The organism is Pedococcus sp. P3_C7 (assembly GCF_056402615.1).
Genome location: NZ_JBFUHC010000003.1, coordinates 281759 through 305995 on the forward strand (window position 1 = coordinate 281759; position 24237 = coordinate 305995).

The following is a 24237-nucleotide window of genomic DNA, read 5'->3' on the forward strand; positions in this document are numbered from 1 at the left end:
TGGTAAAAATTCGGTCAAGAGAACGTCTGCATCCAGTCAAGTCGGCTGGCGGAAAGTAGAGGGGATTGACGTGGCTAAGCGCTTCATTCAGCTGGCTGAGGTCTCGGAAGTGCTCGATATCTCATCCGCCCAGGCCTACGCCCTGGTCCGATCCGGCGAACTGCCGGCCATCAAGGTCGGCGGCCGCGGTCAGTGGCGCGTCGAGGTCGCCGAGCTCGAGGGGTACATCCAGCGGATGTACAGCGAGACGAAGACCTTCGTCGCGGCGCACCCCTTCGGCCAGGGTCAGGACTGAGTCGTTGCGCCCTGCGCAGGCCGCCGTCCGGGGGGATGGGGGTCGTGGAGGTCAGGCCTACGCAGGGCGCAGCAGGACCACGGCGGAGAAGGGGACGAGTCGGCGCCCCGTGACGTTCTCGGCACGCCTCGGCAGGTCCGCGGCGTGTTCGCTCAGCTCGAGCACGTCCAGGCCGACCGCGTCGATCGTACCGGCGACGACGGCGCCCGTGAGGTCCGTCAGGAGCACGACCGAACGGTCCCGGCTCAGCCCCCGCAGGGCGTAACCCAACCCGAACCTGCGCCCAGTGGCAGTCCCTGCGACGCGCGCCGACAGCCCGGCCACCGCCGTCACGGCCGCGAACGGGATGAGCGCCGGACCAGCGGACGGCCCCGCCTGTGGCACGCTCGCCTCGGCCGCGAGCAGGAGCCACCCGTTGCCCACATCGCTGACGCGACCCCGCGCGACGGCGCCGCTGCGCAGCGACACCGTCACCGGGTCGGCCCCCGCCGCTGCCAGCCGCTCGTAGAGGCCCACCGACGCGCGCTCGCGCCGGGTCCGGTCGGCCACCTCGGCGTCCAGCTCTCGCCTGGACTCTGCCTCCCACTGGGCAGCCAGATCCGCGAACAGGGCGTCCCAACGCATTGTGTGTCCCCCTCGTGCCTGTTCTCGCCGCTGTTCCCCTGGGACTCGCCCGAGGGCGAGACCCGGGTGCCGACCGACTCTAGCGCGGCACCCCCTTGCCATCTGCAAGTGCACTTAGTTATGGTTCAACCAACGCAAACGCAGGTAAACGCACTCCCGGGGGGATCATGAGCCGCGGTATCCGCATCGCACTGGGCACGATGACAGCACTGGGGGTGCTCGGATTCGTCGACGTCCTGCTGTTCCTCTCCGTCGGCGCGCAATGGCGGGTCGTGGTCGCACCGGGGCCTGCCAGCCTCCCCGAGGCACTGACGCTCGTGGTCCTGACGGCGGCGACAGTACTGGGCGCCTGGCTGGCCGTCAGCACTGGCGCCGCGGTGCTGGCGCACCTGCCGGGCAAGCTCGGCGACGCAGCCGACCGGTGCGCCGCCGCCTGGGCGCCGGCCGTCTCCCGACGGCTCGCCGCCGCGGTCGTGGGCGCTGTCGTGGGAGCCTCCCTGACGCCGGTGGCCGCCATCGCTGATGGCTCGACTGCACCGCACGCAGCCCGGGCCACCCTGGCCCCCGCCTTCACGGCCACCTCCTCAGCTCATTCGACCACCCCGTCCCCGGCCCCGGCTCCGGCTCGAGCCGTGGCCACCTCCCCCGCTCCGGCGCCGGGGTGGACTCCCTCTCGGCCCCTCCAGCGACCCCAACCCGCCTTGAGCCTGGTGACGGGAAGCGTCGACTCGCACCCGGCGGCTGAAGTCGTCGTCCACCGCGGCGACACGTTGTGGGACATCGTCCGCCGCCAGCTCGGGCCGAACGCCTCCGACGCGGAGGTCGCGGACGCGTGGCCGGCTTGGCACCACGCCAACCGCACGGTGATCGGCGACGACCCCGACCTGATCCTGCCGGGCCAGATCCTGCGGCCCCCGAACCCGGCCGCAGCCTCAGCCAGCGAGCAGTCCGGAGCCGGGCGATGACCGGGGCGACCAGCACAACGGCAGGTCGACCACCTGTCGGGCGACTCACGCCCCTGCGCATCGTGCCGGCGCCGCGCACCCGACCGCCAGTGCTGTCCGAGACCGAGTCGTGGGTGCCCGACGACCTGGGGTCGCACAGCTACGTCCAGGACGCCCTGGCGATCGACTTCGACAGCCTGACCGACGACCAGCTCTTCGGGGAGCGACCCACCCGCCGGGACGACCTGCCCGATCCCCGCGAGTGGGCCGGCCACATCGCCCAGGGGCTCGTGGAAGTCATGGCCGGGGCCCGCCCCGCACCACAGGTGCTCCGCTGGACGACCCCCGAGGTGTATGCCGCAGTGGCCCGGCGCGCCGCCGTCTCGGCTCGGCGCGGGGCTGCGTCGACGCGACGCACCGTCGTGCGCGGGGTGAGGGTCTGCGAGCCTGCGGACGGGGTCGCCGAGGCGAGCGCCGTCGTGGTGGACGGCGGCCGGGTGCGTGCGCTGGCGTTCCGGCTCGTCGGCCTCGACGGTCGGTGGCGGGTCGAGGCCCTCCAGGTCGGCTGACGCGCACCACCGACTTCTGGCCGATCGTCCGCTTCCCGAGCGCCCGCGAGCCCGACACCCGATCTCGGTGGCCAGGGGTGCCGGGCCTCGCGATCAGCGTCGCGTCAGGACTTCCCGTGGCACATCTTGAACTTCTTGCCCGAACCGCAGGGGCACGGGCCGTTGCGGGAGACACCCTTGAGCTGCTCCGCGGTGAGCGTGTCGCCGACCGAGCCCACCGCTCGGTGCTCGACGTCACCGGTCTCGCTGGGCGCGGAGTACTGCAGCTGTTGCGGGCGACGCTCAGGCTGCTCGAGGCCCTTGGCCCGGAACGTCGGGTGCTTGTCGACCGCATGGTCGACCGCACCGACGGTTGAGCCCACGCGCTCCACGCTGTCCGCGGTTTCCCCATCGGACGAGGCACCGTCGGACGAGGCACTGGCGCGGGTGCCGGCAGCCGTCGTGGCGGGCGGGGCCGTGTCGTCCTGCGGCGCAGCCGAGGACAGCCCCGAACCCGCCAGCATCTCGGAGACGCTGACCGGCTGGACCGCCGGCGCCTCGGCCTGCGGCTGGTCCACGTCGACCTGCACGTTGAACAGGTAGCCGACCGACTCCTCCTTGATCGACTCGTTCATCGCCTCGAACAGCTGGAAGCCCTCGCGCTGGTACTCGACCAGCGGGTCGCGCTGGGCCATCGCCCTCAGGCCGATGCCCTCCTGGAGGTAGTCCATCTCGTAGAGGTGCTCGCGCCACTTGCGGTCGAGCACGGACAGGACGACTCGTCGCTCCACCTCACGCATGACCTCCTCGCCGAGCTGCGCCTCGCGCTCGTCGTAGGCGTGGTGGGCGTCGGAGGTGATGACCTCGCGCAGGCTGTCGGGGGTCAGCGAGCCGTCCGCCGCCTCGATGACGTCCTGTGGCGTCACCGACACCGGGTAGAGGGTCTTGAGCGCGGTCCACAGGCGGTCGAGGTCCCAGTCGTCGGCGAAGCCTTCGGCCGTCTCGGCATCGACGTACCCACCGACGACGTCGTTGATGAAGTGGCGGATCTGCTCGTGCAGGTCCTCGCCCTCGAGCACGCGGCGCCGCTCGTCGTAGATGACGGTGCGCTGGCGGTTGAGGACGTCGTCGTACTTGAGGACGTTCTTGCGGATCTCGAAGTTGCGGCCCTCGACCTGGCCCTGCGCGCTCTGGATCGAGCGGCTGACCATCTTGGACTCGATCGGGACGTCGTCCTCCATCTTGGCCGTGGTCATGAACCGGTCGACCATGGCGGCGTTGAACAGGCGCATGAGGTCGTCCTGCAGGGACAGGTAGAACCGCGACTCGCCGGGGTCGCCCTGGCGGCCGGAGCGACCACGGAGCTGGTTGTCGATGCGACGCGACTCGTGACGCTCGGTGCCGAGGACGTAGAGCCCACCGAGGCCGGTGACCTCGTCGTGCTCGGCCTTGACGGCCTCCTCGGCCTTGGCCAGTGCCTCGTCCCAGGCGGCTTCGTACTCCTCCGGCGTCTCGACCGGGTCGAGCCCCTGCTGCTTGAGGGTGGCGACCGCCATGAACTCGGGGTTGCCGCCGAGCATGATGTCGGTGCCTCGACCGGCCATGTTGGTGGCGACGGTGACGGCGCCCTTGCGGCCGGCCTGGGCCACGATGGCGGCCTCGCGCTCGTGCTGCTTGGCGTTGAGCACCTCGTGGGGGACGCCCTTGCGGCGCAGCTGATCGGAGAGGTACTCGCTCTTCTCGACCGAGACGGTACCCACGAGCACCGGCTGCCCCTCGGCATACCGCTCGGCGATGTCGCCCACGACGGCCGAGAACTTGGCCTCCTCGGTGCGGTAGACGAGGTCGGCCTGGTCCTTGCGGACCATCGGGCGGTTGGTCGGGATCGGGACGACACCCAGCTTGTAGATCGAGTTGAGCTCGGCGGCCTCGGTCTGGGCGGTGCCGGTCATGCCCGAGAGGGTGTCGTACATGCGGAAGTAGTTCTGCAGGGTGATCGTGGCGAGCGTCTGGTTCTCGTTCTGGATCTCGACGCCCTCCTTCGCCTCGATCGCCTGGTGCATCCCCTCGTTGTAGCGACGCCCGGCGAGCATGCGGCCGGTGTGCTCGTCGACGATGAGGATCTCGCCGTTCATGTTGACGTAGTCCTTGTCCCGCTTGAACAGCTCCTTGGCCTTGATGGCGTTGTTGAGGTAGCCGATGAGCGGGGTGTTGACGGACTCGTAGAGGTTGTCGATGCCGAGGTAGTCCTCGACCTTGGCGATGCCGGCCTCGAGGACCCCGACGGTCTTCTTCTTCTCGTCGACCTCGTAGTCGCCCTCGCCGGACTCGAGCTCGCCACGGGTCAGCCGCTGGGCGATCTTGGAGAACTCGGTGTACCACTTGGTCGCCGCGTCGGCCGGGCCGCTGATGATGAGCGGCGTGCGGGCCTCGTCGATGAGGATCGAGTCGACCTCGTCGACGATCGCGAAGTTGTGGCCGCGCTGCACGAGCTCGTCGACCGACCAGGCCATGTTGTCGCGCAGGTAGTCGAAGCCGAACTCGTTGTTGGTGCCGTAGGTGATGTCCTTGGCGTACTCGACGCGACGCTCCTCCGGCGTCATCGACGCGAGGATGACGCCGGTCTCCAGCCCCAGCATGCGGTGCACGCGGCCCATCAGCTCGGACTGGTACTCGGCGAGGTAGTCGTTGACCGTGACGACGTGCACGCCCTTGCCCTCGAGGGCGTTGAGGTAGGACGGCAGGGTGGCGACCAGGGTCTTGCCCTCACCGGTCTTCATCTCCGCGACGTTGCCGAGGTGGAGCGCGGCGCCACCCATCAGCTGCACGTCGAAGTGGCGCTTGCCGAGGGTGCGCTTGGACGCCTCACGGACCGCGGCGAAGGCCTCGGGCAGCAGGTCGTCGAGCGTCTCGCCATCGGCCAGGCGCTTGCGGAAGACGTCGGTCTCCGCCCGCAGCTCGGCATCGGTGAGGGCGGCGAAGTCCTCCTCGATCGAGTTCACCTGGGCGGCGATCCCGTGGAGCTTCTTGAGGATGCGGCCCTCACCGGCACGCAGCAGCTTTTCGACGATCTTGGACACGCAATATCTCCTGAAGTTTCGCAGCCGTGGACATCCGGGTGGCAACGGCCCGACCTAGGCTAGTCGAGTCGACGCGACGACGTGGACGCGCGGGCTGGGGAACGCTCCCCAGGGCCGAACGTGCCGGGCCCCTCCGCGGTTCCGACCGGCCCGCTAGGGCGCCACGAGGTCCTGGTAGTCGGGGTGGCGGGCGATCCAGGCGGAGATGAACGGGCAGAGCGCCACGACGTCGTGCTCCGCCCTGGCGCGGACGTCGTCGAGCGCTCCCTTCGCCAGCGCCGCGCCGACGCCCTCCCCGGCGAACGCGTCGTCCACCTCGGTGTGGGTGAAGACGATGTGGTCGCGCTTGAACCGGTAGGCCGCAAAGCCCGCGAGCACGCCGTCGATGTGGGCTTCGTAGCGGTGCTTGGAGGGGTTGTCCGTGATCACGGCGTCCGTCATGGCCCCAGCCAAGCACGACTGTCAACGCTGGTCGTGAGTGGTCCCGCCGGCTGCATGACCGGGCTGGTGGCGCGCTCCCGTCGGCGGAACTACGCCATTGGACCCTTGCCGCGGCGTGGGCCAGTGACCAGCATGAGCCCACACACCTGACGCAGGGAGGCCAACGATGTCCATCCACCCGTCCCGTCCCGCTCTCCGGGCTGTCGCCTGGGCGGCAACGGCAGCGCTCGCGAGCGCGCTCGCAGCCTTCGTGGCGACCCCGGCCGTGGCCGCTCCCCCGGATGCGGCCCCGGGCCGGCCGTTGACCGTGATGACACGGAACCTCTACCTCGGTGGGGACATCAACCGGCCCCTGGTGGCCACGGCAGGCAATACGGGGGCCGCGGCCCTGGTGGCCTTCGGCAACTCCAACGACGAGCTGCGCGCCGTGGTCGACCAGACCAGCTTCCCCGTGCGCAGCAAGCTGTTGGCCGCCGAGATCGCCTCGCAGCGCCCGGACGTGGTGGGCCTGCAGGAGGTGGCCCTGTGGCGCAGCGGACCCCTGGAGCTCGGGGCCATCGGCACCGCGAACGCGAGCAACCCCGACTACGACTTCCTGGCGACGTTCACCAGCGACCTCGCGGCGACGGGCGCGCAGTACCGCGTGGCCAACGTGCAGCAGGAGTCCGACGTGGAGGGCCCCGCGTTCAGGGGCAGCCCGTTCAACGGCACGATGACCAACGCACGCGACGTCCGGCTGACCATGCGTGACGCGATGCTCGTGCGGGTCGACCCCGGTCTGACCGTGCAGGCCAGCGGAGGTGGGCAGTACGTCACCCGCCTCTCGGTCAGCGTCGGCGGAGTGCCGTTCGTGTTCATCCGCGGCTACAACTGGGCAGACGTGCGGTCGGGGTCGACCGTGGTGCGCGTCGTCAACACCCACCTCGAGTCGGCCAGCTCCGACATCGCGTTGGGGCAGGCCCACGAGCTCCTGGCCGGTCCCGCCGCGCCCTCGAACAAGCCGACCGTGGTGGTCTGCGACTGCAACTCCGACCCGCTCGACCACAGCGTCAAGCGCACCGATCCGCTCGGCACGCCCCACTCGGGCCCGTACGACTTCGTCGTGGCCAACGGGTTCACCGACGAGTGGCTGCGCTGGCGGCCGGGCAGCTGCCCGGTGGACGCCCGGGACGACGGCTGCACCTCGGGACTGTCCGAGGGTGTCACCGACGCGACCGCGGCCGGCTTCGACCACCGGATCGACATGGTGTTCGCCCGGACCGCGGCGGGTGGCTCGGCGGTGGACCGCGGCACCGTGACCGGCAACGAGGTGCGCGACCGTGACGCGGCCACCGGCCTGTGGCCCTCCGACCACGCCGGTGTCGTCCTGCGGCTGCGCGGGCTGCACTGACTGCTCCAGCCGGCTCGCGTCGAGAGGGTGGCAAGCCGTCGCCTCCCACCAGGGAAGGATCGGTCTGCCACCCTCTCGCGGCGCGTCAGGTGAGGTGGACGGTGGTCTTTGTCTCGGCGGACTCAAGGCAGGCCGCGGCAACGCGCACCGTGTTGACGCCCTCGTCCAGGGTCACGATGTTGTGGCTCTTGCCGAGCACCGCATCGCGGAAGCTCTCGTGCTCGACCCGGAGGGGCTCGGGCTTGGCGATGGCGTAGCGGATCACGTCACCCTCGGAAACACCTCGGAAGTTGGCAATCGCATCCCACGACACCTGCGGGTTCTCTCCGTTGGCGTAGAAGGTGAGGTCGGCGGCGAGGGTGTCCGCGACGAAGGTCCCTCGCTCGCCGGTGATGATCGTGACCCGTTCCTTGAGGGGTGACAGCCAGTTCACCAGGTGGTTCGCGACCGTGCCGTCCGACAGCTGGGCGAGCACGGCCACGAGGTCCTCGTGTTGGCCGCCGCTCTGGTGCGCGGTGCGCGCCGACACCGAGACGTACTCGCGCTGCGTCACCCAGGCGGTCAGGTCGATGTCGTGGCTGCCCAGGTCCTGCACCACCCCCACGTCCACGATGCGCGTCGGAAACGGCCCCTGGCGCCGGGTGGCGATCTGGTAGACGTCTCCGAGCTCTCCGGCCTCAAGCCTGGCCCGCGCCTGCTGCAGGGCCGGGTTGTAGCGCTCGATGTGCCCGACTGCACCGATCAGACCAGCCTCCCTGAAGGCCGCGGCGATGCGCATGGCAGACGGCACGTCCTCGGCGAGCGGCTTCTCGATGAGTGCGTGCACGCCGGCAGCCGCAAGCCTCACGCCGATCTCCTCGTGGAAGGACGTGGGCACCGCGACGACGCAGTAGTCCAGGCGTTCGGTCAGCAGGCGTTCGATGTCCGTGAGGACCGACAGGTCGCCGGCGGCCGAGTACTGGTCTCCGCCGTGGTCCAGGACCGCGACCAGCTCGACGCCGTCAAGGCTCCGGAGCACGCGGGCGTGGTGGCGGCCCATCATCCCGAGCCCGATGAGCCCTGCGCGCAGGTCGGCCATGTCAGGCGCCCGCCCTGGCCAGGGTATTGACGCCTGTGACGATCCGCTCCAGGTCGTCCGGTGAGAGCGCGGGGTGCACCGGCAGGGACAGGCACTCGCGCGCCGCGGCGTCCGTGTGGGGAAGATCCGATCCGCCGCGAAAAGGTGCAAGGCGATGGGTCGGCACCGGATAGAAGGCGCCACTCCCGACAGCGTACTCCTCACGCAGGGCCGCCGCGAACCCATCGCGGTCCTCAGGAATACGGACGGTGTACTGGTGGTAGACGTGCACCGCCCCCGAAGCGCGGCCAGGGGTGACCACACCTTCCAGGTGCTCCGTGAGGTACGACGCATGATGTTGTCGCTGCTCGGTCCACGCCGCGACCTTCCGCAGCTGCACGCGCCCGATGGCCGCATGGATGTCGGTCATCCGGGCGTTGAACCCCACGATCTCGTTGCGGTAGGGCATTTCCATTCCCTGGTTTCGATAGAGGCGCAGCCGGCGCTCCACGGTCGGTGAGGCAACCGAGACCATGCCTCCCTCGCCGGACGTCATGTTCTTCGTCGGGTAGAGGGAGAACACGGCCATCTCGCCGAACGCCCCGACCGGCCGTCCGTGGAGGGACGCGCCGTGAGCTTGGGCGGCGTCCTCGAAGATCGACACACCATGGCGATCGGCAACCTCCAGCAGTTCGGCCATCGGCGCGGGGTGGCCGTAGAGGTGGACGGGCATGATGCCCTTGGTCCGCCCGGTGATGAGGTGCTCGACGGCCTCGGGATCCAGACAGAAGTCGTCCGGTCGGATGTCCGCAAAGACGGGGGTCGCACCGGTGAGGGCGACGGCATTGGCAGTGGCGGCGAACGTGAAGGACGGGACGATCACCTCGTCTCCTGCGGTGACCCCCGCTGCCAGCAGTCCGAGGTGCAGCCCGGACGTGCCCGAGTTGACCGCGACACAGGCCCGGTGGAGCTGGAAGTGCTCGGAGAACTCGCGTTCGAACGCTGCCACCTCAGGGCCTTGGGCGAGCATCCCACTGCGCATGACCCGCTCGACTGCCTCACACTCTTCGTCGCCGATGGCCGGCCGGGCCACGGGGATGAACTCATTCATCAGGCTGACGCTCCCTCAGCATCCCCTCGGACTCGGTGAAGCGTTCACCGGTCTGCGGACAGACCCACTCGCCACCGCCCTCCTCCACCAGCGGAACGCCTCCACGTCCCACCCAGCGCACGCGCTGAGCGGGGGTCCCGGCGACGAGCGCGAAGTCGGGCACGTCCCGCGTCACCACGGCGCCGGCCGCCACGACCGCCCACCGCCCTACGACGAGGGGGGCGACGCAGACGGCCCCCGCACCGACGGAGGCGCCGGTTCGGCAGAGCACCCCGACCGGCTGCCAGTCAGCAGCGTCCTTGATGGAACCATCCGGGTTGACGGCCCGCGGATACCGGTCGTTGGTCAAGGTGGCCGCCGGCCCGATGAAGACGCCGTCCTCCAGGACAGCCGGCTCGTAGACCAACGCGAAGTTCTGCACCTTGCAGTTCGAGCCCAGGCTGACCCCAGGTCCGATGTAGGCCCCTCGACCGATGATGCAACCGCTGCCCAGCGTCGCACCCTCGCGCACTTGGGCGAGGTCCCAGACCGAGGTCGAGTCACCGATGCGAGCCGTGTCGGCCACATCGGCGGAATCGGCGATCCGGGTGGTCATCCTTGCCCCTTCCACTGCAGCCGATTTCGAGACCATGGGCCATCCGGAGGCGGAGGCTTCCCGCGGCACGGTAGCAAGGCTGAGGAGGTCGCGCGGAGGATGCGGACCCGGCTCCTACCTTCGGTTGACTCGTCCGGCTCACCCCGACCGGGGCCGCKGCGCGCGCAGCGTCGGCCCGGTCAGGCGATGGCGGCGACCTCGGCGTCCTCACCCTCGGAGCTCCACGAGCCGCGCTCCGGCGACTTCCCGATGGCCAGGCAGGCCAGTGCCGCGAACAGGCAGAGGCCGCCGGCCGTGAGCCAGGCCGTGGAGTAGTCGCCGGTGCTCTGCCGCACCCAGCCGGCGTAGCTCGCCGCGACGCCGGCCCCGACCATGTGTGCGGCGAAGACCCAGCCGAACACGACGCCCGAGCGCGCGACGCCGAAGTGCCTGCGGCACAAGGCGATCGTCGGCGGGACCGTGGCCACCCAGTCGAGGCCGTAGAAGACGATGAAGATGAACAGGTTAGGGTGGATGTCCGGACCCAGCAGGGCGGGGACGAACAGCAGTGCCAGCCCCCGGAAGCCGTAGTAGCCGCACAGCAGCAGCCGCGGGTCGACCTTGTCCGTGAGCCAGCCGGACGCGATGGTGCCGACCAGGTCGAAGACCCCGACGAGGGCGAGCAGGCTGGCAGCCGTCGTCTGTGGCATGCCGTGGTCGTGGGCGGCGGGGATGAAGTGGGTGCCGATCAGACCGTTGGTCGACCAGCCACAGATCCAGAAGGTGCCGAACAGGATCCAGAAGGTCCGTGACCGCACGCTGGCCCTCAGGGTGCGGATGGCGAGGGCCGCCGGTCCGACCTGCGCCCCGGTATGCCGCGTGGCCGGCTCGTCGAGCACGTCGCCCGGCTGCGCGCCGACCGGGCGCAGGCCGAGGTCGGCAGGCCTGTCACGGACGACGAACACCACCAAGGGCACGAGGAGGAGCGCGGCGCCGGTGACCACGAGCGCGGCATACCGCCAGCCGGGACCGGCTGCGAGCGCCGCGATGCCCGGTAGGAAGACCAGCTGTCCGGCTGCCCCCGCCGCGGAGAAGATGCCGGTCACCAGCCCCCGCCGCGACTCGACGAACCACCGGTTCGCCACGACGGCACCGAGGACCAGCGCCATCGCACCGGCACCGACCCCGACGAAGACACCCCACAGCAGCCACAGCTGCCACGGCGCGGTCATCACCGTCGTGAGACCGCTGCCGACTGCGACCAGGACCAGCGCGAGGCTGACGACCCGGCGCAGGCCGAACCGCTCCATGAGCGCCGCCGCGAAGGGGGCGGTGAGGCCGTAGATCACCAGGTTCGCGGTGACTGCCCCCGAGGTGGTGGCGCGCGACCATCCGAACTCGGACTCGAGGGGCTCGAGGAGAGCGCCGGTCGAGGATCGGAACCCTGCCGCGGCCACGAGGGCTCCCAGGATCACGGCGGCCACCCACCAGGCGCGGTGCACCTGCGGACGTCGGGGTGTTGTCGTGGCCTCAGTCGCGGCAGGAATCGTCACCGTCGCAGGATATCTGCCAGAACGTTCCCGTGGACACCGCTTTCCGGACAACCGTCCGCCGGATCCCGCCAGCGTCGGCTCGGGCAAGAGCCCCGCGTCAGGCGACCCCGGCCAGCCCGAGCCAGCCGGCCATCAGGGCGAGCTCGTCGTCGAGGGCGGGACGCGCCTCCGGCGGCGCCCCCGGCTCCCAGTGCACCGCCTGCAGCCGCAGCACTCCGGCGGCGCGGTCTGCCTTCAGGTCGCACCGCGCGACGAGCTCGTCGCCGAACAGGAACGGCAGCACGTAGTAGCCGTGCACTCGCATCGGCGCCGGCACGTAGATCTCGAGGCGGAAGTCCATCCCGAAGATCGCCGCCGTGCGATCGCGCTGCCAGATCAGCGAGTCGAACGGGCTGAGCAACGCCTGGGCACTCACCGTGCGGGGGCGGCGCGCCTCCACGTGCAGGTAGGCCGGTCGCTTCCACCCCTCGATGGTCGCCGGGACCAGCGTCCCCTCCGCGACGAGCGCGTCCAGAGCCGGGCGGGACTGGTGCGGCTTGAGCCGGAAGTAGTCCCTCAGGCACTGTTCGGTGCCGACGCCGTGGGCGCGGGCGGCGATCAGCATCAGCTCCTTGAAGGCGACGTCGTGCGGCGGTCGGCCTGCCGGGTCCGCGGCCGCTGCGGCGAGGTGGCCGGGCAGCACGCGGTCCACGGCGGCATACCGTCGCTCGAACTGGCTGGTCCGGCCCGCGGAGCTGACCTGTCCCGCCCAGAAGAGGTGCTCGAGGGCGCTCTTGACCAACGACCAGTTCCAGCCCCACTCGTCGCGCTGGCGCGGCAGGTCGTGCTCGAGGGCTGCCTCCAGCTGGCGTGAGGTGAGCGGTCCGCGAGCCGTGACCTCGGCGAGCACGGCCGCGACCAGCTCGGGGTGCTCCCGGGCCACCCGCTGCATGCCACCCCACGCGTCGTGCAGCGCGCGCTGCATGCGGAAGTCGAGCAACGGCCACGTCGCGGGCGGGATGAGGCTGGCCTCGTGGGCCCAGTACTCGACGAGCCGTCGGGGCGACCGGTCGCGCGCCCGGTCGAGGAGCGCGGTGTCATAGGGACCCAGCCGCGAGAAGAAGGGCAGGTACTGGCTGCGCGTGAGGACGTTGACGCTGTCGATCTGGACGATCTGCACCCGGTCGATGACCTTCTGCACGTGACGCATCGTGGCCGCCCCCGGGGCGGGCCTGGGGTCGGTGAATCCCTGTGCTGCCAAGGCGATCCGGCGCGCCTGGGCGCGCGTCAGCCGCAGGGACGGAGGTGTCGTCACAGCACGTGCGCCGCTGGTCACTCGCCGGGTTCGAGGAGGTTCTCGCGGACGGCATACATGGCCGCCTCCATGCGCGAGTGGAGCTGGAGCTTCTCGAGGATGTTGCGCACGTGGTTCTTCACGGTGTTCTCGGAGATGAACAGCTGGTGCGCGATCTCCTTGTTGGCCATCCCCCGCGCCACGAGCCGCAGGACCTCGAGCTCGCGGTCGGTGAGCCGGGGCGCCCCTACCCCGGTGGGTCGTTCCCCCTGGCGCTTGCTCATCTGGGCGAACTCTGCGAGCAGCTTGGAGGCCATCGAGGGCGAGATGAGCGAGTCGCCGTTGTAGACCGCGCGCACGCCGTCGGCGATCTCCTCGCCCGGGACGTCCTTCAGGAGGTAGCCGTTGGCTCCTGCCTTGACCGCTTCGTAGAGGTCGGACTCCTCGTCGGACATCGTCAGCATGATGATCTTGGTCGACGGCACGAGCGCCTTGATGGTCTGGCAGGCCTGGATGCCCGAGGTGTGCGGCATCCGAACGTCCATGAGGACGACGTCGGGCAGCAGCTCGACGGTGCGGTCCACCGCTTCCTTGCCGTCGCCGGCCTCGCCGACGATCTCGATGTCGTGGTCCTGCGAGACGACCATCTGCAGGCCACGGCGGTAGAGGACGTGGTCATCGGCGATGACGACCCTGATCGGGTCCGCCCCGCTCGTCACACCACCATTCCCATTCGTCACGAGCCACATACTGTCATGACGGTGCCACGACGCCGGGCGAAAGCCGCGAGGGCTCGCCCGGCGTCGTCGAGCGTGGGAATCAGGAAACCTTGCGGGCGACACCCTCGTCGTCGGTGACGTCGAGGTGGATGACGCCGTAGGACCAACCCCTGCGGCGGTAGACGACGCTCGGCTGGTCGGTCTCCTCGTCGTGGTAGAGGTAGAAGTCGTGCCCGACGAGCTCCATCTCGCGGACCGCCTGGTCCAGTGCCATCGGCACGGTCGCGTGGATCTTCTCGCGGATCTCCACGGGTGAGTTGCCCTGGGCGCCGAAGGGGTCCCCTTCACCACCGACCTCGTGGACATGGTCCTCGCCCCCGCCCTGCGCCGGCTCCTGGATCCGCGCCGTGGCGGCGGACACCGACTCGGGCGCGTGCCTCCCGCGGTGCACGCGCTTGCGGTCCTGGGCCCGCCTCAGCCGTTCCATCAGCTTGTCCAGCGCCACGTCGAGCGCTGCGTACTTGTCGTCAAGACATGCCTCCGCCCGCACGATCGGGCCCTTCACGTGACAGGTGATCTCGACCCGTTCGCAGGCCTTGGCCTGGCGCTTGTTCGACTCGTGGCTCACGATCACGTCGACGCGCTGCACGCGCGGCGCGAGCTGTGGGATCTTGGCCAGCTTTTCGTCGAGGTGGTCACGGAATCGGTCTGAGACCTGCATGTGGCGTCCGGTGACGACAATCTCCACGGTGTCCTCCATGGTTTCGGCGGGAGTTCGAATCGGGCGGCGTGGCCCGGGTTCAGCCGCGGCACCACCCACGCTCTGACGACACGAGGGGAGGTGACACAAGGGGAAGTGACACGAGGGGAGGTGACACAAGGGGAAGTGACACAAGGGGAGGTGACACAAGGGGATGCGACCCGGTGGTCGCCCACGTCGGGGACTCGGACGTCGGCGGTGCGGGCTCCGCTCCCTGCCAGAGGGCGCCCGTCGGACCGCGTCCGAGGCGCCCTGTTTGCGTGACGTGCACGGGGGCCAGGGGGGCCATAAGTCGAACTTAGACCACGCCGGGCGATTGCGACACAGGGATTGGCTGAGCCTTTACCGGGAGTTGGTGGTGCGCTGGCTGGGCGTCGGGTTCCGCCGCTGGGTGGCACAGATCGTCGCGGCGACGACCGTTGCCGCGCCGGCCGAGCGCAGCGCCCGGGCCGCCTCGACAAGCGTCGCTCCCGTGGTGAGCACGTCGTCGACCACGACGCACACGGCACCCTCGACCACCCGCGCCCAGTGCCGCCGCACGGCCATGGAGCGCTCGAGGTTGACGGCCCTCTCGCGCGCGCCGAGCCCGGCCTGGTCGGCGACCCGGCGCCGGAGTCGCAGCGCCGGGGCCACGACGGCCTCGTCGGCGGCGAAGCCACTGACCGCGTGGGCGGCCACGGACACCAGTGGCGCGTCTCCCCGAGCGCGTACGGAGGTGCGGGACGAGGGGACGGGCACGACCAGGAGGGGACCGTTGTGGCGCGCCAGGACCTCGACCCCTGACCGGCAGGCGCCGACAGCGGCATCGAGGGCCCGGCCGAGGAGCTCCCCGAGCAACAGCCCGCAGTCGCGCCGACCGTCGTCCTTGTAGGCCGTCACGACCGCGGCGAGCGGCCCACCGTACGGACCACTCGCTGAGACAGGCGGGAAGCCCGAGGGGCAGGGGTCCGGATGGACCTGTCGCGGGCCCCCGAACCAGAGGCTCCGCTCGAGCGCTTCCAGGCACCCGCGGCATACAACGTCGTCAGGCTGGCCGCAGGCCGCGCAGCTGACCGGCAGGGCCAGGTCCGTGAGGGCCCTCATCGCCCCAGGCACAGGGGTGGGCGGCGCCATGTCCCCCATCGTGGCGGCGCGGTGTGTTGGCGTCGATTCGGAGGCAGAAGCCTGTGGACACGACTAGTCTGGGCCTTGGCCTGTGGACAACTGCTGGGTGCCGGGGACGCGAGACGGGAGGCGGGTATGCGGTGGTTGCCCCATCTCGCCGTCTCCACCCGGATTCGCATCGGCATCGCGCTTGTGGCTGCCATGTTCGCGTCGGTCAGCAACGACATCCTCGGAGGCCTTCCCTGGATCCTCCTGACCGTCACGCTCGACCTCGCGGCCTCGGCCCTGCCTGTGCTCAGTCCCAAGGACACTGCCACCCGCCGCATCCAGATGACCGGGCTGCTCGTCGCCGGTGCCGTGGTGGCCGGGCTCGCGATGGGTTACACCGGGCCCTGGTCGAAGATCCTGATCCTCGTCCCCGCGTTCCATGCGGGGCTGCGACTGGGTCGGCGGGGCGCCCTGGAGATCTCGGCCGTCGGCCTGGCCTCCGGCCTCGCGACCGCGTGGTGGCTGGCCCGGCTGGACCTGGCCGAGGGCCAGGCCATCCTGCTCGCTGCCATGGTCGCCCTCGTCTTCGGGCTGCTGGGAGCCTGGTCGCACCGGATGGAGGGCGTGGCGCTACCCGTCGACCCGAACGTCGCGGCTGAGGCCAGCCTGCTGCTGCGGCGCCTGCACGAGCTCGCCGACACCCTCGACACCGGCTTCGACGCCCCCGGTTCGGCCGAGATGGCCCTCCAGGACCTCAGCAACCAGATGCGCGCGGCACGCAGCGCCATCCTGGTGGGCTACGGCGACGACCCCGCCGTGCCGCTCGCGATCCGTGGGGCGGACCGCACCCCCTGGCCCGACCCGATGGAACGGGACTCGGTCCTCGCACCGGCGTGGCACCAGGGCGTGCCCACCCTCGCGCAGTGGAAGGACGACTTGGTGGCCCGCTCGGTCATCGTCGTCCCGCTCCACGACGGCGACGGCCACCGGCTCGGGCTGATGGTCGCGGACCGGCCCCTGGTCACGCCCTTCACGGAGGAGGACCTCGCCGCGGCGGGCGCGGTTGCCAGCCGGCACGCGGCCAACATCGACCTCTCCGTGCTGTTCGCCGGGTTGCGCGAGCGCGCCGGCCTGGAGGAGCGCGAGCGCCTCGCGCGCGAGATGCACGACGGGATCGCCCAGGAGATGGTGGCGCTCGGCTTCGGCATCGACGCGGTGCGTCGCAACGCGCGCGCCCAGGGCTCGCCCCTGGCCGAGGAGCTGGACGCGCTCCGAGTCGACGTGTCCCGCGTGCTGGCCGACCTGCGACTGCACATCGGCGACCTTCGCATCGCGGTGCGTCCCGACACCGGACTGGGCGCGATGATCGGTGCCCGACTCCAGAACTTCGGCTCGTCGTCAGGAGTCACGACGCGAATGCACCTGAGCGAGACCGGTTTCCGCCTGCCAGCGCACACCGAGGTGCTCATCTACCGACTCTTCCTGCGGATGCTGGCCGATGCCCGGCACTCCCTCAACGCGCAGACCGTCGAGGTGCGCCTCAACGTCGCGGCACCCAGGGTGGAGCTCTGGATGTCGCACGACGGCACGACCTCACTCACCGAACGCGACTTCGCCGACCACCCCCTCAACGGCCTGGGTGGCGAGATCTCCGTCGAGCCCTATGCGGGAGACGGAGTCTCCCTCCGCATGCGCATGCGGGCCCGCGGCGCAGCCCCCTCCGCCACGCTGTCCAACGAAAGGATCCCCCAGCCCTCATGACCATCAACGTCGTGGTGATCGATGACCACACCCTGGTCCGCGAAGCCGTCTGCAGGATGATCGACAGCGAGCCGGATCTGTCCGTGGTCGGGCAGGCCGGTGGCATCGCCGAAGGCCGCACCGTGCTGGCCCAGAGCCTGATCCACGTCCTCGTCGTGGACGTGTCCATGCCCGACGGCTCCGGCCTGGTCATGGCCAGGGCGGCGCGCGAGGCGTCCCCACGACTGGGCATCGTCGTCCTGACGATGCACAACGACGACGAGACGCTGCTCGAGGCCCTCGACCTCGGTGCGTCGGCCCTGGTCCTGAAGTCCGCCCCGTCGGACGAGGTCATCGCCGCAGTCCGTCGCGCCGCCGTGGCCCCGGACGCCTTCATGGCGACCGGCCTGGCCGAAGCCCTGCGTCGTCGCGACTCCAGTGACAAGCCACGGCTGACGCCCCGCGAGGCCGAGGTGCTGGACCGACTGGTCGCCGGCGACTCGATCGCCGCCGTGGCCAAGAAGCTCTACATGAGCGAGTCGACGGTCAAGACGCACGTGTCGAAGGTGTACGAGAAGCTGGGCGCGCACAACCGTGCCTCGGCCGTGATGTCGGCCCTGCGCCTCGGACTGGTCAAGTCCGAGTCGATCGGCCGCGGCGGCCGCTGAGCCGAGTCACCTCACACGACAGGCGGCACCGCTGAGCAGTCTCAGCAATGCCGCCTGTTGGCGTGTGGGAAGGCGAGCGCCTGCCTCAGAACTTCCCGGCGAACGCGTCCATCATGCGCATGATGCCGGGGCCGATGACCACGATCATGAGGGCCGGGAAGATGCAGAAGAGCATGGGGAACAGGATCTTGACGGGCACCTTCTGGGCCTTCTCCTCGGCCAGCTGGCGTCGGATCAGGCGCATCTGCACCGACTGCTCGCGCAACACCGAGGCGATCGGCAGACCCAGCCGGTCGGCCTGCACGAGGGAGGTGATGAAGGTCTTGACCTCCGGCACCGACGTGCGTTGGGCAAGGGAGCTGAACGCATCGCCACGTGACTTGCCGATCTGGATCTCCGACAGGACGCGGGCGAACTCGCCGGCGACCGGACCCTCGGCCGAGCGAGCGACCTGGAGCAGGGCCGCGTCGAAGCCCTGACCCGCCTCGACGCACACGGTGAGCATGTCCAGCGCGTTGGCCAGGCCCATCCGCAGCTCGTTCTGGCGCTTCAAGCCCATGTTGTAGACCAGGATGTCGGGGAGGAAGAACATGAAGGCGCCGCCACCTGCGGCGAACCCGAGGCCCCGCAGGGTCAGGTGTCCGATGGCCAGGCCGAGCAGCGCGCCGATGAAGAGCCCGAGCCCCTTGGCGCCCATGATGCGCTCGGGGGTCCACGCTGGGGGGTTGCCTGCGAGGTCGAGGCGACGGTGGATCCGGTCGGTCGTGCCCGACGGAGACAGTCGCTGAGCCAGCCGGCGCGTCTGGGCCAGCATGGGCAGCGCCAGCCGCTCCATGGCAGGCAGCTCCTCGCGGGCCACCTCGTGCGGGTCGAGCTGACGTTCGATGATGGCGAGCGATCGCGCCACACCGGTGGTCTGGCCGCTCCCCAGGGAAAAGGCGAGCACCAGGGTCATGAGGGCCATGAAGACGGCTCCAACTCCAATGATGAGCAGCATCCTCAGACCTCCACGTCCACGACTTTTTTCATCCAGAAGACGCCGATCGCCATGGCGGTCAGCCCCACTGCCGACATGGCCCAGCCCATCGGCTTCGTCCAGAGCAGGGACACGTACAGGTAGTTGACCTTGAGCATGTAGAAGAAGAGGCCGATGGGAAGACCGATCAGGATGTATGCCGACAAGCGGCCTTCCGCCGACAGCGCCCGGACGTGCCGCTTGAGCTCTTCGCGCTCCCTGAGGGTCTTGGCCGTCGTCCTGAGCGTCTCGGCGAGGTTTCCGCCGACCTGACGCTGGATGTTGATGGCCAGGGCGGTCCAGCGCATGTTCTCGCTGTCCATCCGCTCGCCCACCCGCTCGAGCGCGTCGCTGATCTCCGAGCCGATGCGCGTCTCCGCGAGCGCCCTGGAGAACTCCTTGGCCGACGGCTCGGAGGCGTCCTTGGCGATGGCATCGACCGCCTGGGCCAGGGAGAACCCGGTGCCCAGGCTGCTCGCTGCCAGCATCAGCAGGTCGGGGAGCTGGTTCTCGAACTTCTTCGCCCGACGCTTGGCCAGGAAGCGCAACACGAAAGCCGGCAGGAAGTACCCCACGACGAAGCCGAGGACGATCGCCAGGATGGTCGCGATGGTGCCCCCACGGAAGAGGATCACCGAGCCACTGATGGCCACCACCAGGGCGACCAGCCGCAGGACCCACCACTCCCCTGCCCTCAGCGGCAGGTCTGCCCGGGTGATCAGCGACATGGTCTTCGTGGTCGAGTCACGACCCTCCATGACGCGCTCGCCCAGGCTCACCAGACCCTCGGACAGTGCACTGGGGGACGCCTTGGCGGCGGTGGCGGACATGACGGTCGGCCCCGCGACGTACTGCTCGATGCCGGCGACCCGGCTGCGCCGACCGCCGGTCGGGGTCCTCATGACGAACGCCATCGCCAGGCCGATGATGCCGACGAAGATCGCGACCAACCCCGCCATCAGCAGCGGCGAGAGGCCACCGGGACCGGAGAACTTCGGGGCAGCGGCCTGAGCGGCAGGAGCGGCATCGGAGGTGGGGGTCTGCTGCACGACCGGTGCAGGTGCCCCGAAGTCGAGGGCAGCGTTGGCTGTGAAGGGCTTGCCGTCGGCGACTCCGGTCAGGACGAGGTCCTGCTTCGCGCTGGCGATGCCCTTGCCGTCCACGGTGAAGTTCACCTGGGAGTCCAGCGCCTTCGCGGCAGCGTCGAAGGCAGCACGCACCGCCGCGGCATTGCCCGCGGCGGCCACCGTTCCGCCACCTGCGGACGCGAAACCGGCGAGGACGGTGTTGTCGCTCTCCCCCGTCTTGAAGCCGACGACTTCGGCGCGCACTCCGCTGGCCCGCAGGGCTGCCGTCGCGGACGCCTTGGTCGCCTTGGAGCTGGCGGTGTCGCCACCATCACTGAGCAGGATGATGCTGCGGTCGGCGTAGGGCCCCATGGCGCGGGCCGCGATCGCCACGGCGTCGTAGAGCGTCGTCTCGCCGCGTGAGCGGAGCGCATTGACGGACTTCTGGACCGTCGCGCGGTTGAGGGTCGGCGCGACGTCGACACCTGCGGTGCCGGCGAATGACACCAGCCCGACGGCGACATCCTTGGGCGCCTCGGCGAGGAAGGCACTCACCGCCGAACGAACGGTCTCCATCCCGGTCTCACCCATGGACCCGCTGGTGTCGACGACCAGCATCGTCGCCCGCTTGGTGGCGGCGACCGGCACCACGGTGATCGGCACCTCACGTCCCGCGAGCGTGGCCTTGAGACTCGCGGCCTCGATCGAGCCGGTGCCCTTGGCGCCACGCACGGTGAGCACCCCGGAGACGGTCGTTCCGGTGACCTTGGTCGAGCTGACCGACGCCGGGTTGTCCTGGGCCGCACCGGCGGACGTCGCCGTGACGGTCAGGCCCAGGAGGGCCACCGCCGCGATGCCCAACGTCACCGTCGGACGGATGTTGATGCGCACCTACATGCCCCTCACGAAGATGTCCGCCGCCAGGGTGATGCCCTGGTCCACGAGGTCCTGGGTGAACTTGGGACGGAGTCCGGTGCTGACCAGCGAGCCCCGGAACCGGCCCTGTTCGTCCCGTCCCGCGCTGTAGTCGAAGGTGAACAGGTCCTGCATGGTGATGACGTCGGTCTCCATGCCGGCAACCTCGGTGATGGCGACGATCCGGCGGGATCCGTCCTTCATACGAGCCTGCTGGATGATCAGGTCCACGGCGCCGGCAACCTGCTCGCGGATGGCACGCACCGGCAGGTCGACGCCCGCCATGAGCACCATGGTCTCCAGTCGGGAGAGGCTGTCGCGCGGGGTGTTGGCGTGAACGGTCGTGATGGAACCATCGTGACCGGTGTTCATGGCCTGGAGCATGTCCAGCGCGGCGCCGTCACGGACCTCACCGACGACGATGCGGTCAGGACGCATACGCAGGGAGTTCTTGACGAGCTCGCGGATGGCGATCTCGCCGCGACCCTCGACGTTGGACGGTCGCGCCTCCAGCCGCAGGACGTGGTCCTGCTTCAGCTGCAGCTCGGCGGCGTCCTCGATCGTGATGATCCGCTCGTCGTCGGGGATGAACGAGGAGATCACGTTGAGCAGCGTCGTCTTGCCCGAGCCGGTACCTCCCGAGATCACGATGTTCCGGCGACCCTTGACGCAGGCGATCAGGAAGTCGCGCACCCGAGGGGTGAACGTCCCGAACGCGATCAGGTCCTTGTCCGTGAACGGGTCCGTGGAGAACTTTCGGATCGTCAGCATCGCGCCGTCGATGGCGATCGGCGAGATCACGGCGTTGACACGGGAGCCGTCAGGCAGTCGGGCGTCGACCAGTGGGCTGGCCTCGTCCACGCGTCGGCCGACGCGAGCGACGATCTTGTCGATCGTGCGGCGCAGGTGCGCCTCGCTGCTGAAGTGGGCCTCGACGGGGTAGAGCTTGCCAGCCCGCTCGACGTAGATCCGGTCAGGTCCGTTGACCATGATCTCGGTGATCTCGCTGTCGCGGAGCAGTGGCTCCAGGGGACCGTGACCCAGGATTTCGTCGGCCACCTCCTGCGCGATGCGGGTGCGGTCTGCCAGCGAGAGCGGGGTCTCCTCGGAGTCCATCACCTCCTGCAGGGTGTGGCGGACCTTGCTCTCGAGCTCGCTCTGGTCCAGGTGCGGGTCGTAGAGCTGGGGCCCCAGGGAGTCGAGCAGGGCCTGGTGCACGCTGGCCTTGACTGCTGCGAACGGGTCAGCGATGCGGAGCTTCTCGCCGTGGGCTGCCGGTGCGTTGTGCGAAGCCGCGGCGCTCTGCTGCTGCTGGCCGCGACGGACACTCTCCAGCCGGTCGGCGAGGCTCATCGCTTACCTCCACGTGAAAGGGACCAGCGCTCGTTGCGGCGCTTGGGCTGCCCGGCGCCGCCTTCGTCCGACAGCACGCCGGCTCCGTCCCGCTGGCGCAGGTACTCGTCGGCCAGGTGGCGGAACGCGACGCTGACGGGGTGCTTGGGGTCGTCGAGGACGATGGCCACGCCACGGTTGACCGACGCCGGCACCGCGGTGCTGCTGGGCACGCTCACGGCAATCTCCTGCTTGATGGCGGTGACGACGTCTTCCGCCCGCAGGCCGACCTTGGCGTCCGAGCGGTTGAGCACGACCAGTCGCGAGTCCTTCGGGTTGCCCAGGAGGTCGAGCGTGTCGAGGGTGAGGCGCAGGTTCTTTACCGCCGGGATGTCCAGGGTCGCGATCAGCACCAGCAGGTCGCTGTTGTCGAACGCGGCCAGGACGTGCTCGGTGAAGGCCGGTGGCGTGTCGATCACGACGTAGTCGTAGGCGCGACGCGCGACGCGCAGCGCCTCGGCGATCAGGGTGCCGGGCACCCTGTCGGCGTCGCTGGGCTCGGCCGGCGCGCACGCGGCATCGAGGCCGGACTCGTGGTGCGTCACGATCGACCTCAGGCCCGCCTCGTCCAGGTGGCCGGCCATGCTGATCAGGTCGGAGATGGAGTTCTGCGGGAGCATCTGGAGGCTGATCCCGACGTCGCCGAAGGCAAGGTCGAGATCCACCACGAGCACCTTGGCCCCCGTGGACGCGAGGTAGGCGCCGAGGTTGGTCGAGAAGGTGGTCTTGCCGACCCCACCCTTGGCCGAGAAGACGGTGATGATCCGACCCTCGCGGGTTGCGTCGGTGCTGTAGCCCGTGACCTTCTGCGACAAGTCCCGACTGCGCCGGGCTGCATCGGCAAGGCCGGTGAGGTCGTCAGCTGCGAGGACCTCCCGGACGCCGGCGCGCAGCGCCTGGGCGAGAACCGTCACGTCCACCCGGCGACGGAGCAGGATCACCCCGAGGTCCGGACGCTCGACCCGGCACTGCTCGGCGAGGTCGCAGGCAGCCGGCATGTCGACCTCTGGGCCGATGACGATCAGGCGGTCATCGGGGTGGTCCAGCATGGCGCGGTTGACGGCGGCAGCGTTCTCGACGCGGACCAGGTTCCCGCCGACGGCAAAGCCGAGCCGGTCCGGCGCCGTGGGGTCGGTGTCCCAGAGGATCGTCATCGCAGGGCGCCGGAGAGGTCGAAGAGGTTGAGGTCGGTGACGATCTTGAGGCCGTCCATCTTGAGGTCGCTGCCGCGGAGGGCGGCGTAGAGGTTGCCGTTGTTGATCCCGTGGATCAGCCTGGCCGCCTCGGCCGGCGTCACACCCACGGTGACGAGGAAGCTCGGGGCCGTCGACTCTGCGGTGCCCTTGTCGGTTGCCGAGTCCTGCTTGGCGTTGCCCGGGTTGAGGGCCGTCTGCCCCATGCCGATGACGAGGACATCGGGGAGCAGCAGGCTGGTTCCCTGGACGTCGGCCTCGTTGAGGGCCTTGGACTTGGAGTCGTCGCCGATCGCCTTGATCTTGTAGGAGGTGAAGATGGCGATGTGGGTGCCGGGCGTGACGAACGTGCCGACGCGAGCCGGGTCGCTGAGCTCGACGGAGACGGCCACCTTCCCGGCCGGCACCTCGATGGCCTTCTCGCCCACGGGGGTCACACCGAAGCGGGCGGAGGTGATGAACTCACCGGCCTGGATGTCGCTGAGGGCGATCAACGGGCTGTTCGCGTCGGTCACCTGGCTGAGGGCTCCTGCCGGCGCGCCCTTGGCAGCCACGGTGGTCTGCTCGATCAGTCCCTCGCGGTTGGCGTCCTTCAACGTCGTGCCCGCAGGAACGACCTTCTTGGCGTAGTAGACCAGCGTTGGCTGCTGGGCCGAGACCGCCCTGGCGTCGGCGCCACGCACGTACAGCATGACGGAGACGACCCCGACGAGGGCCACGACTGCGGCGACGATGATGGCGAGGAACCTGCGTCCCATGATGAGGGCCTGTCTTTCGTTTCGATCG

At 69.9% G+C, this 24237-nt stretch carries 22 protein-coding genes and 1 pseudogene; 6 read left to right on the plus strand and 17 right to left on the minus strand.

Annotation, left to right across the window (positions count from 1 at the left end; all coding sequences use genetic code 11):
• Window positions 1-70 precede the first annotated feature (70 nt).
• Window positions 71-295, plus strand: coding sequence for a helix-turn-helix domain-containing protein (locus AC1DS4_RS05350; RefSeq protein WP_477615037.1), 225 nt, complete (start codon window positions 71-73; stop codon window positions 293-295).
• 57 nt (window positions 296-352) lie between these two features.
• Here AC1DS4_RS05350 and AC1DS4_RS05355 read toward each other — a convergent pair whose 3' ends face one another.
• Window positions 353-919, minus strand: a complete 567-nt coding sequence (locus tag AC1DS4_RS05355) for a hypothetical protein (RefSeq protein ID WP_477624344.1) — start codon at window positions 917-919, stop codon at window positions 353-355.
• A 167-nt stretch (window positions 920-1086) separates the two neighbouring features.
• Between AC1DS4_RS05355 and AC1DS4_RS05360 the strand changes: the two genes are divergently transcribed.
• Window positions 1087-1884 carry a LysM peptidoglycan-binding domain-containing protein gene (locus AC1DS4_RS05360; RefSeq protein WP_477632521.1) on the plus strand — a complete coding sequence of 266 codons (798 nt, stop codon included), beginning with the start codon at window positions 1087-1089 and terminating at the stop codon, window positions 1882-1884.
• Between the two features lie 89 nt (window positions 1885-1973).
• Window positions 1974-2432 (plus strand): Rv3235 family protein, encoded by a 459-nt coding sequence (locus tag AC1DS4_RS05365; RefSeq protein WP_477632520.1) that lies wholly within the window; start codon window positions 1974-1976, stop codon window positions 2430-2432.
• 104 nt (window positions 2433-2536) lie between these two features.
• Here the strand turns inward: AC1DS4_RS05365 and AC1DS4_RS05370 are convergent, their stop codons facing one another.
• The 3 genes and pseudogenes from AC1DS4_RS05370 to AC1DS4_RS05380 all read right to left on the minus strand — a co-directional run bounded on the left by AC1DS4_RS05370 (window position 2537) and on the right by AC1DS4_RS05380 (window position 5932).
• Window positions 2537-2935 (minus strand): SEC-C metal-binding domain-containing protein, encoded by a 399-nt coding sequence (locus tag AC1DS4_RS05370; protein ID WP_477624416.1) that lies wholly within the window; start codon window positions 2933-2935, stop codon window positions 2537-2539.
• 68 nt (window positions 2936-3003) lie between these two features.
• Window positions 3004-5491: pseudogene (secA, locus tag AC1DS4_RS05375) on the minus strand (preprotein translocase subunit SecA); the annotation flags it as partial.
• Between the two features lie 153 nt (window positions 5492-5644).
• Complete coding sequence (locus tag AC1DS4_RS05380) at window positions 5645-5932, minus strand: GNAT family N-acetyltransferase (protein WP_477615033.1); 288 nt, start codon at window positions 5930-5932, stop codon at window positions 5645-5647.
• A 166-nt stretch (window positions 5933-6098) separates the two neighbouring features.
• Here AC1DS4_RS05380 and AC1DS4_RS05385 point away from each other — a divergent pair, with 166 nt between their 5' ends.
• On the plus strand, window positions 6099-7322 hold the full coding sequence (locus tag AC1DS4_RS05385; RefSeq protein ID WP_477632519.1) for an endonuclease/exonuclease/phosphatase family protein: 1224 nt from the start codon (window positions 6099-6101) through the stop codon (window positions 7320-7322).
• Between the two features lie 85 nt (window positions 7323-7407).
• Here the strand turns inward: AC1DS4_RS05385 and AC1DS4_RS05390 are convergent, their stop codons facing one another.
• The 8 genes from AC1DS4_RS05390 to AC1DS4_RS05425 form a co-directional block, all read right to left on the minus strand.
• Window positions 7408-8400, minus strand: a complete 993-nt coding sequence (locus AC1DS4_RS05390; RefSeq protein ID WP_477624340.1) for a Gfo/Idh/MocA family protein — start codon at window positions 8398-8400, stop codon at window positions 7408-7410.
• 1 nt (window position 8401) lies between these two features.
• Complete coding sequence (locus AC1DS4_RS05395; RefSeq protein ID WP_477632518.1) at window positions 8402-9490, minus strand: DegT/DnrJ/EryC1/StrS family aminotransferase; 1089 nt, start codon at window positions 9488-9490, stop codon at window positions 8402-8404.
• A complete protein-coding gene (locus AC1DS4_RS05400) occupies window positions 9483-10085 on the minus strand; it encodes an acyltransferase (RefSeq protein ID WP_477632517.1) in 603 nt (200 codons plus the stop codon). The genes AC1DS4_RS05395 and AC1DS4_RS05400 overlap by 8 nt, the downstream gene beginning before the upstream one ends.
• 179 nt (window positions 10086-10264) lie before the next feature.
• Window positions 10265-11617, minus strand: a complete 1353-nt coding sequence (locus AC1DS4_RS05405) for an MFS transporter (protein ID WP_477632516.1) — start codon at window positions 11615-11617, stop codon at window positions 10265-10267.
• Window positions 11618-11714: 97 nt separating this feature from the next.
• Window positions 11715-12797 carry a winged helix-turn-helix domain-containing protein gene (locus tag AC1DS4_RS05410; RefSeq protein WP_477615027.1) on the minus strand — a complete coding sequence of 361 codons (1083 nt, stop codon included), beginning with the start codon at window positions 12795-12797 and terminating at the stop codon, window positions 11715-11717.
• 131 nt (window positions 12798-12928) lie between these two features.
• Window positions 12929-13630 (minus strand): response regulator, encoded by a 702-nt coding sequence (locus AC1DS4_RS05415; protein ID WP_477624336.1) that lies wholly within the window; start codon window positions 13628-13630, stop codon window positions 12929-12931.
• 79 nt (window positions 13631-13709) lie between these two features.
• Window positions 13710-14357 carry a ribosome hibernation-promoting factor, HPF/YfiA family gene (gene hpf / locus AC1DS4_RS05420; RefSeq protein ID WP_477615025.1) on the minus strand — a complete coding sequence of 216 codons (648 nt, stop codon included), beginning with the start codon at window positions 14355-14357 and terminating at the stop codon, window positions 13710-13712.
• A 354-nt stretch (window positions 14358-14711) separates the two neighbouring features.
• A complete protein-coding gene (locus tag AC1DS4_RS05425; protein ID WP_477646000.1) occupies window positions 14712-15452 on the minus strand; it encodes a ComF family protein in 741 nt (246 codons plus the stop codon).
• Between the two features lie 156 nt (window positions 15453-15608).
• Between AC1DS4_RS05425 and AC1DS4_RS05430 the strand changes: the two genes are divergently transcribed.
• Window positions 15609-17222, plus strand: a complete 1614-nt coding sequence (locus tag AC1DS4_RS05430; RefSeq protein WP_477615023.1) for a sensor histidine kinase — start codon at window positions 15609-15611, stop codon at window positions 17220-17222.
• Window positions 17219-17869 (plus strand): response regulator transcription factor, encoded by a 651-nt coding sequence (locus AC1DS4_RS05435; RefSeq protein WP_477615022.1) that lies wholly within the window; start codon window positions 17219-17221, stop codon window positions 17867-17869. The genes AC1DS4_RS05430 and AC1DS4_RS05435 overlap by 4 nt, the downstream gene beginning before the upstream one ends.
• 85 nt (window positions 17870-17954) lie before the next feature.
• Here the strand turns inward: AC1DS4_RS05435 and AC1DS4_RS05440 are convergent, their stop codons facing one another.
• Genes AC1DS4_RS05440 through cpaB form a run of 5 tightly spaced genes read right to left on the minus strand, consistent with a single transcriptional unit; the run spans window position 17955 to window position 24209 of the window.
• Window positions 17955-18866, minus strand: a complete 912-nt coding sequence (locus AC1DS4_RS05440) for a type II secretion system F family protein (RefSeq protein WP_477615021.1) — start codon at window positions 18864-18866, stop codon at window positions 17955-17957.
• A gap of 2 nt (window positions 18867-18868) precedes the next feature.
• Entirely contained in the window at window positions 18869-20842 is a 1974-nt protein-coding gene (locus AC1DS4_RS05445) for a type II secretion system F family protein (protein WP_477632513.1), read from the minus strand.
• Window positions 20843-22219 carry a CpaF family protein gene (locus tag AC1DS4_RS05450; protein ID WP_477615019.1) on the minus strand — a complete coding sequence of 459 codons (1377 nt, stop codon included), beginning with the start codon at window positions 22217-22219 and terminating at the stop codon, window positions 20843-20845.
• Window positions 22216-23412, minus strand: coding sequence for a CpaE/TadZ family protein (locus AC1DS4_RS05455; protein WP_477615018.1), 1197 nt, complete (start codon window positions 23410-23412; stop codon window positions 22216-22218). Before AC1DS4_RS05455 ends, AC1DS4_RS05450 begins: the two co-directional genes overlap by 4 nt.
• A complete protein-coding gene (gene cpaB / locus AC1DS4_RS05460) occupies window positions 23409-24209 on the minus strand; it encodes a Flp pilus assembly protein CpaB (protein ID WP_477615017.1) in 801 nt (266 codons plus the stop codon). The genes AC1DS4_RS05455 and cpaB overlap by 4 nt, the downstream gene beginning before the upstream one ends.
• Window positions 24210-24237: the final 28 nt, after the last annotated feature.

Coding starts and splice junctions, on each gene's coding strand:
- AC1DS4_RS05355 (WP_477624344.1), bottom strand. CDS start 919: ATGCGTTGGGACGCCCTGTTCGCGGATCTGGCTGCCCAGTGGGAGGCA.
- AC1DS4_RS05360 (WP_477632521.1), top strand. CDS start 1,087: ATGAGCCGCGGTATCCGCATCGCACTGGGCACGATGACAGCACTGGGG.
- AC1DS4_RS05370 (WP_477624416.1), bottom strand. CDS start 2,935: ATGCTGGCGGGTTCGGGGCTGTCCTCGGCTGCGCCGCAGGACGACACG.
- AC1DS4_RS05380 (WP_477615033.1), bottom strand. CDS start 5,932: ATGACGGACGCCGTGATCACGGACAACCCCTCCAAGCACCGCTACGAA.
- AC1DS4_RS05385 (WP_477632519.1), top strand. CDS start 6,099: ATGTCCATCCACCCGTCCCGTCCCGCTCTCCGGGCTGTCGCCTGGGCG.
- AC1DS4_RS05390 (WP_477624340.1), bottom strand. CDS start 8,400: ATGGCCGACCTGCGCGCAGGGCTCATCGGGCTCGGGATGATGGGCCGC.
- AC1DS4_RS05395 (WP_477632518.1), bottom strand. CDS start 9,490: ATGAATGAGTTCATCCCCGTGGCCCGGCCGGCCATCGGCGACGAAGAG.
- AC1DS4_RS05400 (WP_477632517.1), bottom strand. CDS start 10,085: ATGACCACCCGGATCGCCGATTCCGCCGATGTGGCCGACACGGCTCGC.
- AC1DS4_RS05425 (WP_477646000.1), bottom strand. CDS start 15,452: ATGAGGGCCCTCACGGACCTGGCCCTGCCGGTCAGCTGCGCGGCCTGC.
- AC1DS4_RS05430 (WP_477615023.1), top strand. CDS start 15,609: ATGCGGTGGTTGCCCCATCTCGCCGTCTCCACCCGGATTCGCATCGGC.
- AC1DS4_RS05435 (WP_477615022.1), top strand. CDS start 17,219: ATGACCATCAACGTCGTGGTGATCGATGACCACACCCTGGTCCGCGAA.
- AC1DS4_RS05440 (WP_477615021.1), bottom strand. CDS start 18,866: ATGCTGCTCATCATTGGAGTTGGAGCCGTCTTCATGGCCCTCATGACC.
- AC1DS4_RS05450 (WP_477615019.1), bottom strand. CDS start 22,219: ATGAGCCTCGCCGACCGGCTGGAGAGTGTCCGTCGCGGCCAGCAGCAG.
- AC1DS4_RS05455 (WP_477615018.1), bottom strand. CDS start 23,412: ATGACGATCCTCTGGGACACCGACCCCACGGCGCCGGACCGGCTCGGC.
- cpaB (WP_477615017.1), bottom strand. CDS start 24,209: ATGGGACGCAGGTTCCTCGCCATCATCGTCGCCGCAGTCGTGGCCCTC.